This is a genomic window from Pseudomonas marvdashtae (assembly GCF_014268655.2).
Taxonomy (GTDB): Bacteria; Pseudomonadota; Gammaproteobacteria; order Pseudomonadales; family Pseudomonadaceae; genus Aquipseudomonas; species Aquipseudomonas marvdashtae.
Window position 1 is genome coordinate 2,577,570 of sequence record NZ_JABWQX020000001.1, and the last position, 13,903, is coordinate 2,591,472.

The following is a 13,903-nucleotide window of genomic DNA, read 5'->3' on the forward strand; positions in this document are numbered from 1 at the left end:
GTTGTTCGGCGATTAGAAAAAGTCGCTCTGGATGAAGCCGAAATCCATCAGTTCCGCGTCCTTGACCGGGTTGAAACCGTCCAGCTTGTTACGCGCCGTCAGCGGTTGCGGTGGGCTGCGCAAGGCGTTGGTCTTGTCGTAACCGGGGCCGACGATGGCAAAGACGATGCCGTTCCAGCCCTTGATGAACTCATCATGGGCGTAGCGTTTGTGCCCCAGCACCGGGTCAGCGATGTAGACCCATTGCTTGTCGGCCCGCTGCAGCACCACGAAATGCTTGTAGCCGCGTATCTCCATCAGGACCACGACCGGGATCGTCACCGCGGCGAGTTTTTCCGGCGGTATCCGATAGCCTCGAGCGCGCATGCCGATGGTTTCCACGTAGCGCTTCATGTCCAGCATGGAAAAACCCTGGGTGCGGACCAGGTCTTGGTCGGCATTTACCAGCATGCCCTTGATGACGTGCTCTTCATCGACGTCAAGCCAGTAGGCCTGGCGCAATACGGTGGCCAGTGCGGCGGCACCGCAACTGAAATCGGTTTTCTGCTCGACGATGTCGCTGAACTTGCGTTCGCGCACGCTTTGCACCGGTTTGTAGACCAGCATGCCGCCAGGCAGGGCAGCGACAGGCATCTGCGCGGCTTCGGTCGCGCAGGCAAAGCAAATGCACAGGCAAAGGGCTGTCGCACGCATGATCGATACGCCTTGGATAAACCCAGGAAATGAAGCCCCGTTGCCGGGGCTTCGTTTCGTGCGCGCTTACATGCAGGCCTTGCAGCCGGCCGCAATGGACAGCGAATTGCTCTGCTGGTTGCCCACGCCCGCCGACACGTTGGCGCCGCCGTTACCGGAGAAGCCATTCATGGAGTTGGTCATGGTGGCGTTGTTATAGACAGGGTTTTTCCAGCCGTCGCGCGTCAGCACTTGCTGGGTGTTGCTGCCGGCCAGTTCGAAGGTCCCCACGGCGGAGAACTTGAACTTGTCGTCATCGTGACCACCACCGTAGCCGCCTTTGTTGCCCCAGCCACCGTCGTCTTCGACGGTACCGTTGCCTTTGGCCTTGAAAGTGCCGGAAGCCTCGTAGCTGTTGGTAAGCGTAACGACCTTATCGGTCTTCACGCCTTTGTTGTCGACAACCAGGCCGGTGGAGGACTGGTCAGCCGCGGCAGAAGCCTGGGCGACACGGCCGCCCGATACAGCGATGGCCAGGTTGTTTTTCTGCTGGTTGAAATTGCCGGCGGTCACGTTGATGCCGATGTTGCCGGAGCCGTCGTTGCCTGCATTGGTGAGAGAAGCGTTGTTTTGCGTGGAGTTGTTCTTCACGTAGTTGTTGTTATTGACCTGCGTGGCGCTAGAAGCCGCGACTGCCGAGCCAAAGATGAAGCTTTCATCGGCGGTGGCCAATGCGGCGGCGTTGTCTTGCTGGTTGCCGTCACCGGCGGCGATGTTGGCGCCCATGTTGCCGTTGCTGCCATTGAGCGAGTCAGTGGCTTCGGCGGTGTTGCGGGTTGCCTGGTTGGTCACGACGTTGCCGTCGCTGTTTTGCTCATCCAGCACCGTAGCCCCAGCGCCGGCACTGATAGAGAGCAATTGTTCCAGCGTCGGCCCCTTGGGACCCTGGTTGCCATGGCCATGGCCATGGCCATTGCCATGACCGTTGCCGTTTCCTCCAGCCTGTGCAGCCATTGCCATGACAGCGGCGAGAGCGAAAACCAATGGTTTGAGCGCCATTGTAGGTTTCATGGTGTTTCTCCTTGCGTGTCGTTGGTTAAGTGTCAGTACTTTCTTATGTGCTGCGCCGGGTCAGTCAGCGACCCGGATGCTCAGGGTGTTAGCCATGCGGTTGCCCACCCCGGCACTCTGGTTCACCTGGATCACCCCTCGGCTGCCGGTGAAGGCCTGGTCGCCGATGGCGACCTGGCGACTGCCGGTTGGGGTGTCAGTTGCTCCTGAGTTCGGTACCAGCGCCACGTTCTGTTGGGAAAGGGCGCTGTCGTCCATGCCTTGCGGACCGGCACTGATGCCTACCCGCATGACATTGGCCATCTGGTTGTTGGCCCCGGCGGACTGGTTGACACCCAGCACACCGTTACCGTTGCTGAAGGAGGTGCCGCCGATGCGCGCGCTTGCGTTCATCGACCGGCTGGCCGCCGTGTCGAGGCGTTGGCGCACGACAGTGGTGGCCTGGGCGCTGGTGCCGATGGCGATGGCGCGGGTATTGGTCTGCTGGATCTGGTCACCAGCGGCCTGGTTGACGTTGAAATTGCCGGTATAGCGGCCACCGGAATTCTGCAGGTCGGCATGGCTGGTGACCGCCACGCCGGGATCGGCGAGCACGGTGGATGAGCCGAGCAGGGCGATCGCGAGCCAGGTCGGATTCATCTCACTGACCTCCCGCCAGCCGACCCAATGGGGCCAGGCCGGAACTCAGCGAGCGATTGATGGTGCCCGAGATCGCGCCGCCGCTTCCGCCACCATGACCGGCATTCATGCCGGGCATGCCGTTGGGGTTGGTCACGACATTGAGGCCTTGCACACCGGTATTCGGATTGACGGTGTTGCGGATCGTCGAACCGCTGGCGACCCCGGCGAAATCGCCATCGCTCAGCTCGGTGCTGGCAGTCGCCTGGTTGATTCGATCGGATGGATTGGCATTGACGGTGGTCGGGTAGGGGTCTTTACCGCCGTTACGCCCGATATGAACCGGTTGCACGTCGCGGTCGAGTACGATGACGCCGTTGCCCTCGGCCTGCACCGGTAAGCTGAGCGTCGCACCGGCGGCGCAGCCAATCACTAACAGACAGGTCAAGCTTCTGTTGAAAGTCCCCATGACATCATTTCCTTCTTCACTGGACGCTGGCCCTAGTCAGCGTTGCGAAGGGAAAGAGCAGGTGTTGTGCCGGATTCTGGAAAACCAATGGATTCAATGGCTTGGCTGATGGGTAAGGTTTCCATCGCGAAACCTGTTTCATCGTTGAGACAGGCTCATGGGCTGCAAAGGGCCATCTGCTGTCGTTTGGCTATGATTTGAGCCCTGGGGCAGGGTGTTTCAGTGACTTGACAGTCAGGGCTGGAACGCCGCGAGGTGGCCCTGGATCCGGGTTTGAGGCAGTCGTGATGTTTCAGGGATGAAACATCATCGAGCCTGGAGGAGCTGCGACACCGCTGCAAACACCTGCTCGCGTCGCTGCGCCCAGTCGCCCTCGACTTTGAGGAACGCTTGCCGATGGCGCATCAGCCAGTGCTCTATCGCCTCGAAAAACGCCAGCCGTTCCGTCAGCGCTGGCTGGCAGCGCAGGCCATCGCCGACCCATTCGACCTGCTCGGGGCTGAGCAGCAGGTGCAGGTCGTATTGGCGCGCCAGCAAGGCCGGTTCGAGCCAGTCCGGGCAGTCGCCAAAGAGGGTCTGGCTCCAGAGAATATTGCTCAGCAGGTGGGTGTCGAGGATCAGCAATGCCGGCTGCCGGGCGCGGGCCGAGTCTTCCCAGGCCAGTTGCCCGGTGGCGATGTCGGTGATGTCGGCCAGGCAGGTATCACGCTGGGTTCGTTGCATGAAATGGCGCACGTACTCATCCACCCGCACGCCACCGAAGTGCGCCTCCAACTGCCCCGCCAACCAACTCTTGCCGCTGGATTCCGGGCCGGTCAGCACCACCACTTTCATGTGCGCAGTGCCGGGTCGGCGCGCCATTCCCGCCAGCCTTGCACGGCCAGCAGGGTGAACAGGGCATAGAGCGCGGCGGTAAGGTGCAGGCCCTTGTAGATGAACAGGCCGACAAAAATCACATCCAGGACGATCCACAGCGGCCAGCACTGCACGCGTTTGCGCGCCATCCACCATTGGGCGACCAGGCTGAAACCGGTGAGCGCCGCGTCGAGCCAGGGTTGGGCGGCATCGGTCCAGTGCGCCATGGCGCCCCCCAGCAGCAAGCTGCCCGCCGCACCGATGGCCAGGCCGAGCAACACCGAGGGTCCGCCGAGGCGCGTCACCTGCCGCCCGTGATGGTTGCCGCCAGCGCGGGTCCACTGCCACCAGCCGTACAGTTGCAGCACGGCATAGACCCCTTGCAACAGCATGTCGGAGTACAACTTCACCTCGAAGAAAATCCAGCTGTACAGCAGCACCATGACCAGGCCGATCGGCCAGCACCAGGGATTCTGCTTGACGGTCAACCAGACAGCGATCACGCCGAGGGCCGCGGCAAACAGTTCAAGCCCGGACATGGTTGTTCCTTGGGGAAGTCGGAGAGGGCGGGGATTGTAAACGTAATGGCGCGGACAGCTCCAATACCAATGTTGAATGGGCTGCCGCTATGGCGAGCAAGGGATTACGATCGTTCCCACGCTCCTGCGTGGGAATGTCGCCAGGGGCGCTCCGCGTTCCGCTTCTGATCAATGCGGGCCCAAATAGTCCTTAGACCCGAAACTGCTTGAGCAGCCCGTTGAGCTGTTCGCTCAGCCCTTTTAGGCGCGCGCTGGCCAGGCTTGACTGTTCCGCCGCCATCGCGGTGCTGTGGGACAGGCCGGCGGCTTGGGTGACGTTCTGGTTGATGTCTTCCACGACGTGGGCCTGTTGCAGGGTGGCACTGGCGATGGAGGCGTTCAGGCTGTTGAGGTTGCGCAGGGCCTGGCCGATGGCGTTAAGGCTCGCGCCCGCAAGGCCGGCCTGCTCGATGGTCAGTTGCGAGGCGCGGCTGCTGTCACTGATGACTTTCACGGCGGCTTCGGAGTGATTTTGCAGGCGTTCGATCATGGCCTGGATTTCGGCGGTGGATTTTTGTGTGCGCTGGGCCAGCAGGCGCACTTCATCGGCCACCACGGCAAACCCGCGGCCCTGTTCACCGGCACGAGCGGCTTCGATGGCCGCGTTGAGCGCCAACAGGTTGGTCTGCTCGGCAATCGAGCGGATCACTTCCAGCACGCTGCCGATCTGGGTGCTTTCGCTGGCCAGGGTGCGGATCACTTCCACCGCCTGATCGATGGTCTGGGAGAGGCGGTCGATCTGCTGCAAGCTGCCATCGATATTGACCTGGCCTTGCTGGGCCTGGGATTCGGCGTCGCGCATTTCGCTGGCGGCGTGTTCGGCGTTTTTCGCCACGTCCTGCACGCCGTAGGTCACTTCGTTGATGGCGGTCGCCACCAGTTCCATTTGTTGCGACTGTTGTTGGCTGCGCTGCTGGGCTTGCGCGGCGTCGTTGCCCAGTTCGTTGGACGATTGCCCCAATTCACTGGCCGAAACCTGCAACTGGCTCACCACTTGGCGCAACTTGGCGGTAAAGGCATTGAAGTGCCGCGCCAGTTGGGTGACTTCGTCCTGGCCGTGAGTGTCGAGGGTGCGGGTCAGGTCGCTCTCGCCGCTGGCGATGTTGGCCATGGCGTTTACGGTTTCCTGTAGGGGCCGGACGATGCTGCGCACGATCAAGGTCAGGAACAGGCCCATGATCAGCGTGATTGCCAGGCCGATCAACGAGGCCTTGATCAACTGGGACTGGAACTCGACCTGCACGTCATCCACGTAGACACCCGAGCCGATGATCCAGCCCCAGGGCTCGAACAATTTGACGTAGGAAGTCTTGCCGACCGGCGCTTCGGCACCCGGTTTCGGCCAGAGGTAGTTGATCATGCCGGCGCCCTTGGCCTTGGCGATGGCGACCATTTCATTGAACAGCGCATAACCGTTCGGGTCACGGATCGCCGAGAGGTTCTGGCCTTCGAGTTTCGGGTTGGTCGGGTGCATGACCATGACTGGCGTCAGGTCGTTGATCCAGAAGTAGTCGCTCTGGTCATAACGCAGGCCGCGCACCGCGCTGAGGGCTTGCTTCTGTGCCGCCTCGCGGGTCAGGGTGCCGGCGGTTTCCAGCCCATGGTAATAGGTCAACACGCCACTGGCGGTCTGGACCACGTGCTCGGTTTTCTCATACTTGGCCTGATACAGATCCGTGTGGATCTGCTTGAGCATGAACGCGCCCAGCGTGAACAACATCACGATGGACACGATCAGGATGAGCCACAAGCGTCGGCTGATCGATACACTGCGCAAGCTATTCATACGCTGTCACTCCGGTTTCTTATTCTTGTCATTATCGACGACGGCACTCTAACGCTCGGCGCCTGGACATGGTTGACCTGGGTCATGACGCGGCAGCGTTAGCAGGGCTTGTCTGATAGGATTTCGGCCCCGCAGCGCAAAACCTGAGCCCGTTCTGATTTTTCATTGGTTTTTTTTGAAAGGTCGCGGTTATCGTGCAGCCGCTGCGTGCACCTGCGTACCGCTTAAATATTGATAAGGCCCGAACGAACGGGTCTTTTTTGGGGGATGAATGGATTTGTGGACTGCCTTTTCGGCACTGATTCTTGGCGTGGTCGAGGGCCTGACGGAGTTCTTGCCGATTTCCAGCACGGGGCACCAGATCGTTGTCGCTGACTTGCTGGAGTTTGGTGGCGAGCGTTCGATGGCGTTCAATATCATCATCCAGCTCGGGGCGATCCTGGCGGTGGTCTGGGAATTCCGGCGCAAGATCTTCGAGGTGGTGCTGGGCTTGCCGACCCAGCCCAGCGCCCGCCGGTTTACCGTCAATCTGCTGATCGCGTTTTTCCCCGCCGTGATACTCGGCGTACTGCTTGCCGACTGGATCCACCATTACCTGTTCAACCCGATCACCGTCGCCGCGGCGCTGGTGCTGGGTGGCTTCGTGATGCTCTGGGCCGAGAAGCGCCAACACCGCGTGCACGCCGAAACCGTGGACGACATGACATGGAAGGATGCCCTGAAAGTCGGCCTGGCCCAGTGCATCGCGATGATTCCCGGCACTTCCCGCTCCGGGGCAACCATCATCGGCGGCCTGCTGTTCGGCCTGTCGCGCAAGACGGCTACCGAGTTTTCGTTCTTCCTGGCGATGCCGACCATGGTCGGTGCCGCGGTTTATTCGGGCTACAAATACCGCGAACTGTTCGTCCCGGCGGACTTCCCGGTGTTCGCGATTGGCTTCGTCACGGCGTTCATCTTTGCCATGATCGCGGTCAAGGGGTTGCTGCGCTTCATCGCCAGCCACAGCTACGCGGTGTTCGCCTGGTATCGGATCGCGTTCGGCCTGTTGATCCTGGCGACCTGGCAATTTGGCTGGGTGGATTGGACATCGGTCAAGCCATGAACGATTCAGGCAGGCGCGCCGCGCGTCAAGCCGGCGGGCCCGTGCAGAACCTGCGATTGAAACTGGCTGTGTTTGCGTTGCTCTGCGCCTTGCCATTGTCCGGCTCGCTCTTGCTCGGGCTGCAAGGCGAATCGTGGGTGCCGATGGTCGCTTATGGCATCGTCAGTGTGGTGGCATTTTTGTTGTACTGGAGCGACAAGCGCAAGGCGCGTTCCGACGCCTGGCGCACGCCGGAGAACGTGCTGCATGCCGTGGAACTGGCGGGCGGCTGGCCCGGCGCGCTGCTCGCCCAGCAGCTGTTTCGCCACAAGACCCGCAAGGTGTCGTTCCAGGTGGTGTTCTGGTTCATTGTGTTGCTGCACCAGGGATTCTGGATCGACCAATTGTTTTTGGGTGGTCATCTGTTGGCATGGGTCTAGGCCTCAAAAAAAGGGCCGGCTGCCCAGTTATTGCTGGTAATCCACCAGTTCATCCTCAGCCAGAATGCGAATATTACGTCGCTCCATGGCAATCAACCCGCCATCGACCAGACGATGGAGGATCCGTGAAAAGGTCTCCGGCTGGATGCCCAGCTTGGAGGCCACCAGGCGCTTGGACACTTGCAGCACCACCTGGCCGTCCCGTGGGTCGCGCTCCTGCAACAGGAAATTGATGACCCGTCGGCTGGCGCTGGCCAGGGTCAGGTTGTCGATGTCCTTGAGGCGTTGGTGCAAGTGGATGCTCATGCTGGCCAGGATTGCCAGGCAGACCTTGGGCTGGTCCTCCAGGGCCTTGCGGTAATGGGTGCCTTCGATGCTCACCAGCACGCTGTCCTTGATCGCCGACGCGCTGACCGGGTAACAACGGGCCTGGCTGAACAGCAGGGCCTCGGCAAAGGTCTGGCCGGGCTGGATGATTTCCACCAGGTTTTCCTGGCCTTCGCCCGTGACACGGAACAATTTGATCTGGCCGCTGACCAGCAGGAAGAACCGCTTGGCCGGGTCGCCCTGATGCATGAGCGTGCTGTTGCAGGGCAGCCGCTTGAGTACGGCCAAGTTGCACACGTCTTCGAAAACCCGTTCTGGCAACTGGCTGAACAGGTGATGACGGCGCAACAGTAGAACGATGGAAGGGTGGGTCAGCATGGCGTACCTCCGCGTGCCGTCATGGTAGGGCCCTGGGCCTCGCCGGCCTATGCCTCGGCAGGCTTACCTCGGAAGAGGGATGGGGTGTCACTGCCGACGCAATTCCCGTGGCGAGGGAGGTGCCTATCCATCAACCTCGGTTCAGCCCGCCCCACGCAAATGCTCCATCGCCCACACCGCCGCTTCGACCCGTGAGCGCAGGCCGAGCTTGTGCAGCAGGTTCTTGACGTGGACCTTGACCGTGCCTTCGGTGATGCCGAGTTTGTGGCCGATGACCTTGTTGCTGTAGCCGCTGGCGATGGTCCTGAGGACCTGGCGCTCGCGTTCGGTCAATTCCACGTCGGCTTGGCGCGGCGGCGAGCGCAGGGCCTGGGCCATGACGCGGGTCAGGCCGGGACTGATCACCAGGGCGCCGCCGAGCGCGTCGCGGATGTACTGGATCAGCAGTTCGGGTTCCATGTCCTTGAGCAGGTAGCCGTTGGCGTCCAGGCGCAGGGCGTCGCGGATATCGTCTTCGGCGTCCGATACGGTGAACAGCAGCACCTTGCCGGTGTAGTTCATGGCCCGCAGGCGGCGCAGGGTCTCGATGCCATTCATCTGCGGCATGTTGTTGTCCAGCAACACCAGGTCGGGCTTGAGCGGTTCGATCAGTGCCAGGGCTTCTTCGCCGTGGCTGGCCTCGCCGACGATCTGCAGATCGTCTTCGAGTTCGAGCATCTGGCGGATGCCGCGGCGCATCATCGGATGGTCGTCGACCAGCAGCAAGGTGTGACGCAGGGGGGCGTTCATGTTGCGATGCCTTCGGGGTGGTGGCCCAGGAATTCCGGTTGGAAGCACACCTGGATACGGGTGCCCTGGGGCGTTCGGGAGAGAATTTGCAGTTCGCCGCGCAGGCTGCGGGCGCGTTCGTTCATGATGTTCAGGCCGTGGTGTTCGCGTTGGTCGACTTCGCCACTGAAGCCACGGCCATCGTCTTCGATGGACAGCCTCACGGTTTCGCCGTCCTGGCGCAGTTCGAGCCAGGCGTTTTCGGCGTGGGCGTGGCGCAGGCAGTTGGACAGCGCCTCGCGGGTGATCTGCAAGACGTGGATCTGCTCGCTGGCCGCCAACTCGAAGGCCAGGGTGTCGATGAACAGGTGGACTGTGAAATCGCCCCGGCTGGAGAATTCCTCGGCAGTGTCCTTGAGCTCCTGGACCAGCCCGTCGTCGCGAATCTGCAAGCGAAAGGTGGTCAGCAACTCCCGCAACTGGCGATAGGCGTTATTGAGGCCCTCGCGCAGCTCGCCAGTGACAGCCTCCAGGGTCTGCACCGGTTCGCCGCGACGCATCAGCGTCTGCATGCGGCTGACTTGCAGCTTCATGTACGACAGGGCCTGGGCGAGGGAGTCATGCAGTTCCCGGGCGATGATCGTGCGCTCGTCGAGCAGCAACAGGCGATGGTCCTGCTCACGCTGGCGCTTGAGCGACAGCGTGGTGCCGATCAGGTTGGCCAGGGCCTGGATCAATGCGGTTTCCCAGGGTTGCGCCGCATGACCGTCGACAAAATGCGCCTTGAGCTCACCCAGCTCGTTGCCCTGGTTGCTGATGCTGAAGGCCTGCGGACGCGCGGCGTTATGTTTATGGCAACTGGCGCAATCGCTGCTGGCGCACACCTGGCGGCTGGCGGCGCCATGCAGGGCCAACAGGTGCTTGGCCGGGGCCTGCAATTGCCCTTGCAGGCACAGCGTCAGGCGCAACCCCGGCAAGCGCTGCTGGAAGCGCCGGATCAATTCATCCAAGCCTTCGGCATTGGCCTGGCGCGTCGCCAGGCTGCGACTGCTCTGGTAGAGCAATTCGAGGGCGGCATTGGCCTGTTGCAGGTTCAGGGTCTTTTGTTGCACCTGGGCTTCCAGGGTGCGGTGGGATTGCTCGATGGTCTCGGCCATGGTGTTGAAACTGGTCGCCAACTGGCCCAGCTCATCCTCGGACTGATGGTTGACCCGCACCTGGAATTCGCCACGGCGAAAGCGCTGGGTGGCGTCCACCAGTTCCTGCAAGGGCGTGACCACCCCGTACTGCAATTCATACAGGCCGATCAGCAGGATGATCATGGTGCTGAACAACGCCATGCCCTGGATCGTCTGCTGCCAGCCTTGTTTGTGTTCGCTCTGACGTTGCAGCAGGGTGACGAACCGGTCCAACTGGTTGACGAAGGCGTTGGCATTGGCCTGGAAAAACGCCGAGTCACCGCCCTCGATGGCCGGGCGCAAGGTCTGGTTCCAGCGTTGCACAAGGTCGCGATAGCTCTTGTGCAGGGACGTTTCAGGTCCGTCTTCAAGCACCGCCCGCAGCGACGGGCTGTCGAGGCGCTGCTGCAGGCTGTCGATAATCGCCGGGATATCGTCGCTTGCCCCCGCCGCCAGTTTCCAGCTCAGGTGGTAGGTCTCCATGCGCACGGAACCGGCGGTGTTGATGGCGGCAGCGTCGCCCTGGCTGAACCAGGCGATCAAGCCGGCGCTCAAGGAACTGGCCAGGGCCAGGATGGCGATCAGGATCACCGCCAGCCCGGCGCGAGCGGGCAGGGAGCTGCGCAGCCAGCCCATCATTGAGGCTGACTGCGCATGAAAATCTGCAACACGAACATGAGCGACGCCTGGACCTGGGGCGTAGTCGCCGATCCTGGGCGCACTACCTCTAAAGAGTTGTCGGCCGCTCCGTTTCGATAAAAGCTTCGGCAGACGTGTTCAATGCATTGATAAATAAGGGGTCTTATCAAATTCAGGCTCTACCCCCTTAGAGGTAGACGGCCCCAGCATAGGCCAGTACCACCGGGGCGCACGTTGACCCAGGTCAAGTTTTAGCGGGGTTCGCGTCACTAGTCTGCGCTCAACGAATTGACTGGAGTGCAGCGTGATGCGAGCGCAAGTGCAACAAGGGCTGGTGCTGGGGATGAGTACCCTGGCCTTCACCGTGTGCTTCATGGTCTGGATGATGTTTGCCGTGCTCGGCGTTCCGATCAAGGAACTGCTGGCCCTCAACGAAACCCAGTTCGGACTGTTGGCCGCCACGCCGGTGCTCACCGGTTCGCTGGTGCGCCTGCCCTTGGGTTTGCTCACCGATCGCTTCGGCGGGCGCATCGTGTTTTTCCTGCTGATGCTGTCCTGCGTGTTGCCGCTCTACCTGATCACCCTCGCCACGGCCTATTGGCAGTTCCTGGTGCTGGGCCTGTTCGTCGGCCTGGCCGGCGGGTCGTTCTCGGTGGGCATTGCCTACGTCGCCAAGTGGTTCGACAAGCAGAACCAGGGTTTCGCCATGGGCGTGTTCGGCGCCGGCAACGCTGGTGCCGCCGTGACCAAGTTCCTCGCCCCCGCGCTGATCGCGCTCGGCACTTGGCACCTGGTGCCGAAGGTGTTCAGCGCCATCCTGTTCATCACTGCGCTGCTGTTCTGGTTTCTCACCAGCGAGAAAAAGGAACACAGCGGTACTGGCGGCGCCACGTTGCGTGAGCAACTGAAATCCCTGAAAGACCCGGCCGTGTGGCGCTACTGCCAGTACTACTCGATCGTCTTCGGTGGCTACGTCGCCTTGGCCCTGTGGATGACCAAATACTACGTGCAGGAATACGGCTTCAGCCTGCAAAGCGCGGCGCTGCTGGCGGCGTGTTTCTCCCTGCCCGGCGGCGTGTTGCGGGCCGTCGGTGGCTGGATGTCTGACCGTTGGGGCGCCCAGAGCGTGACTTGGTGGGTGTTGTGGGTGAGCTGGATCTGCCTGTTCCTGCTGTCCTATCCCCAGACCCAACTGCAGGTGCAAACCGTCAACGGCATCGTCGATTTTCACATCGGTCTCAACGCCACGCTGTTCACCGTGCTGCTGTTCGTGATGGGCATCGCCTTCGCGTTCGGCAAGGCCTCGGTCTTCAAATACATCGCCAATGACTACCCGCAGAACATGGGCGCGGTGTCCGGCATCGTCGGCCTGGCCGGCGGCCTGGGTGGTTTCGTGCTGCCGATCATGTTCGGCGCTCTGGTGGACCTCACCGGCGTGCGCTCGTCCTGCTTCATGTTGCTCTACGGCGTGGTCTGGGTCTCGTTGATCTGGATGTACCTCAGCGAAGTGCGCAAGCGCCCGCTGCTGGGTAAACAACCGCCGGCCGGCCAATCCCCGTTTTCCAGCATTGCCCAAGGAGAAGAACATGTCCGTTCTGCAAACGCCTGAAAAGGGCCCGGTCATTCATGACTGGCGCCCGGAAGACCCTGCATTCTGGGGGCGCAGCGGCAAACTGACGGCCCGGCGCAACCTGTGGATTTCGATCCCGGCGCTGCTGTTGGCCTTCGCCGTGTGGATGGTCTGGAGCACGGTGATCGTGCGCCTGAACGCCATCGGCTTCAGTTTCACCACCGACCAACTGTTCTGGCTCGCGGCGTTGCCGGGGTTGTCCGGCGCCACCTTGCGCATCTTCTATTCGTTCATGGTGCCGATCTTCGGCGGCCGTCGCTGGACCGCGCTGAGCACCGCGTCGTTGCTGATACCGGCGTTGTGGATGGGCTTCGCCGTGCAGGATTCGAGCACGCCCTACAGCGTGTTCGTACTGATCGCATTGCTCTGCGGTTTCGGTGGCGGCAACTTCGCCTCAAGCATGTCCAACATCAGTTTTTTCTATCCCAAGTCCCAGCAAGGCACCGCCCTGGGCCTGAACGCCGGGCTGGGTAACCTGGGCGTATCGGTGATGCAATTCAGCGTGCCGCTGGTGATTTCCTTCGGTGTGTTCGGCTTCATGGGCGGCCAACCCCAAGTGTTGGCCGATGGCAGCTCGCTGTGGTTGCAGAACGCCGGTTTCATCTGGGTGCCATTCATCCTCGCCGTGACCCTGATTGCCTGGTTCGGCATGAACGATCTGTCCAGCGCCCGGGCTTCGTTCAGCGAACAGGCGGTGATCTTCAAACGCAAGCACAACTGGCTGATGTGCTGGTTGTACCTGGCGACCTTCGGTTCATTCATCGGTTTCTCCGCCGCGTTCCCGCTGCTGATCAAGACCTCGTTCCCGGAAGTCATTGCCCTGAAATTCGCCTTCCTTGGCCCGCTGGTGGGCGCGCTGGTACGGCCGCTGGGCGGCTGGCTGGCGGACAAGCTTGGCGGCGCGAAAGTCACCCTGTGGAACTTCGTGCTGATGATCGTGATGGTGTTCGGCGTGTTGCACTTTCTACCCAAAGGCGGCGAGGGCGGCAGCTTCTACGGCTTCCTGGGCATGTTCATGTTGCTGTTCATCACCACTGGCGTGGGCAACGGTTCGACCTTCCGCATGATTCCGGTGATCTTCCGCACCCTGCACGAAAAATCCGCCCTGGGCAAAAAGCCCGAGGTGCGTGAGCAAGCACTCAAGAACGCCGGCAAGGAATCGGCCGCCGTGCTGGGTTTCAGCTCGGCCATGGGCGCCTTCGGAGCCTTCTTCATTCCCAAATCCTTCGGCACTTCGATGGCCCTGACCGGCGGCCCGGAGATGGCCTTCTACATGTTCGTCGGCTTCTACCTGAGCTGCATCGTGGTGACCTGGTGGTGGTACGCCCGCAAAGGCGCGGCGACACCCTGCTAAGACGAATTCAACTATTGCGTGGGCGGGGCGAAGACCCCGGAGCAAGCCTGAGAGGAAGA

General features: G+C 61.7%; 14 protein-coding genes. 4 read left to right on the forward strand and 10 right to left on the reverse strand.

The features are described 5' to 3' along the window. Positions 1 to 12: 12 nt before the first annotated feature. The 7 genes from fapD to HU742_RS11620 form a co-directional block, all read right to left on the reverse strand. Positions 13 to 693 carry a fibril amyloid maturation endopeptidase FapD gene (fapD, locus tag HU742_RS11590; RefSeq protein ID WP_186631850.1) on the reverse strand — a complete coding sequence of 227 codons (681 nt, stop codon included), beginning with the start codon at positions 691 to 693 and terminating at the stop codon, positions 13 to 15. Between the two features lie 66 nt (positions 694 to 759). Next, positions 760 to 1,743 (reverse strand): amyloid-like fimbrin subunit FapC, encoded by a 984-nt coding sequence (fapC, locus tag HU742_RS11595; RefSeq protein ID WP_186642592.1) that lies wholly within the window; start codon positions 1,741 to 1,743, stop codon positions 760 to 762. 60 nt (positions 1,744 to 1,803) lie between these two features. Further along, positions 1,804 to 2,382, reverse strand: a complete 579-nt coding sequence (fapB, locus tag HU742_RS11600) for a fibril amyloid subunit FapB (protein WP_186631856.1) — start codon at positions 2,380 to 2,382, stop codon at positions 1,804 to 1,806. Position 2,383: 1 nt separating this feature from the next. Next, a complete protein-coding gene (gene fapA / locus HU742_RS11605; protein WP_186631859.1) occupies positions 2,384 to 2,830 on the reverse strand; it encodes a functional amyloid chaperone FapA in 447 nt (148 codons plus the stop codon). A 306-nt stretch (positions 2,831 to 3,136) separates the two neighbouring features. Further along, positions 3,137 to 3,664, reverse strand: a complete 528-nt coding sequence (locus HU742_RS11610; protein WP_186642953.1) for an AAA family ATPase — start codon at positions 3,662 to 3,664, stop codon at positions 3,137 to 3,139. Then, complete coding sequence (gene pnuC, locus HU742_RS11615; protein WP_186642593.1) at positions 3,661 to 4,224, reverse strand: nicotinamide riboside transporter PnuC; 564 nt, start codon at positions 4,222 to 4,224, stop codon at positions 3,661 to 3,663. Before pnuC ends, HU742_RS11610 begins: the two co-directional genes overlap by 4 nt. A gap of 190 nt (positions 4,225 to 4,414) precedes the next feature. Beyond that, positions 4,415 to 6,049 carry a methyl-accepting chemotaxis protein gene (locus HU742_RS11620; RefSeq protein ID WP_186642594.1) on the reverse strand — a complete coding sequence of 545 codons (1,635 nt, stop codon included), beginning with the start codon at positions 6,047 to 6,049 and terminating at the stop codon, positions 4,415 to 4,417. A 271-nt stretch (positions 6,050 to 6,320) separates the two neighbouring features. Between HU742_RS11620 and HU742_RS11625 the strand changes: the two genes are divergently transcribed. Then, positions 6,321 to 7,151 carry an undecaprenyl-diphosphate phosphatase gene (locus HU742_RS11625; protein WP_186631867.1) on the forward strand — a complete coding sequence of 277 codons (831 nt, stop codon included), beginning with the start codon at positions 6,321 to 6,323 and terminating at the stop codon, positions 7,149 to 7,151. Then, positions 7,148 to 7,570 (forward strand): DUF1294 domain-containing protein, encoded by a 423-nt coding sequence (locus HU742_RS11630; protein ID WP_186631870.1) that lies wholly within the window; start codon positions 7,148 to 7,150, stop codon positions 7,568 to 7,570. Before HU742_RS11625 ends, HU742_RS11630 begins: the two co-directional genes overlap by 4 nt. Before the next feature lie 27 nt (positions 7,571 to 7,597). On the opposite strand, the gene HU742_RS11635 is transcribed toward HU742_RS11630, so the two are convergent. The 3 genes from HU742_RS11635 to HU742_RS11645 form a co-directional block, all read right to left on the reverse strand. Beyond that, a complete protein-coding gene (locus tag HU742_RS11635; RefSeq protein WP_186631872.1) occupies positions 7,598 to 8,275 on the reverse strand; it encodes a Crp/Fnr family transcriptional regulator in 678 nt (225 codons plus the stop codon). Between the two features lie 141 nt (positions 8,276 to 8,416). After that, positions 8,417 to 9,064 carry a two-component system response regulator NarL gene (narL, locus tag HU742_RS11640; protein WP_186642595.1) on the reverse strand — a complete coding sequence of 216 codons (648 nt, stop codon included), beginning with the start codon at positions 9,062 to 9,064 and terminating at the stop codon, positions 8,417 to 8,419. Continuing rightward, on the reverse strand, positions 9,061 to 10,860 hold the full coding sequence (locus HU742_RS11645; protein ID WP_186642596.1) for a HAMP domain-containing protein: 1,800 nt from the start codon (positions 10,858 to 10,860) through the stop codon (positions 9,061 to 9,063). Before HU742_RS11645 ends, narL begins: the two co-directional genes overlap by 4 nt. Positions 10,861 to 11,167: 307 nt before the next feature. Here HU742_RS11645 and HU742_RS11650 point away from each other — a divergent pair, with 307 nt between their 5' ends. Both HU742_RS11650 and HU742_RS11655 read left to right on the forward strand, forming a co-directional pair. After that, a complete protein-coding gene (locus HU742_RS11650) occupies positions 11,168 to 12,469 on the forward strand; it encodes an MFS transporter (RefSeq protein ID WP_189664269.1) in 1,302 nt (433 codons plus the stop codon). Next, entirely contained in the window at positions 12,447 to 13,844 is a 1,398-nt protein-coding gene (locus HU742_RS11655) for a NarK family nitrate/nitrite MFS transporter (protein WP_186642597.1), read from the forward strand. The genes HU742_RS11650 and HU742_RS11655 overlap by 23 nt, the downstream gene beginning before the upstream one ends. Positions 13,845 to 13,903: the final 59 nt, after the last annotated feature.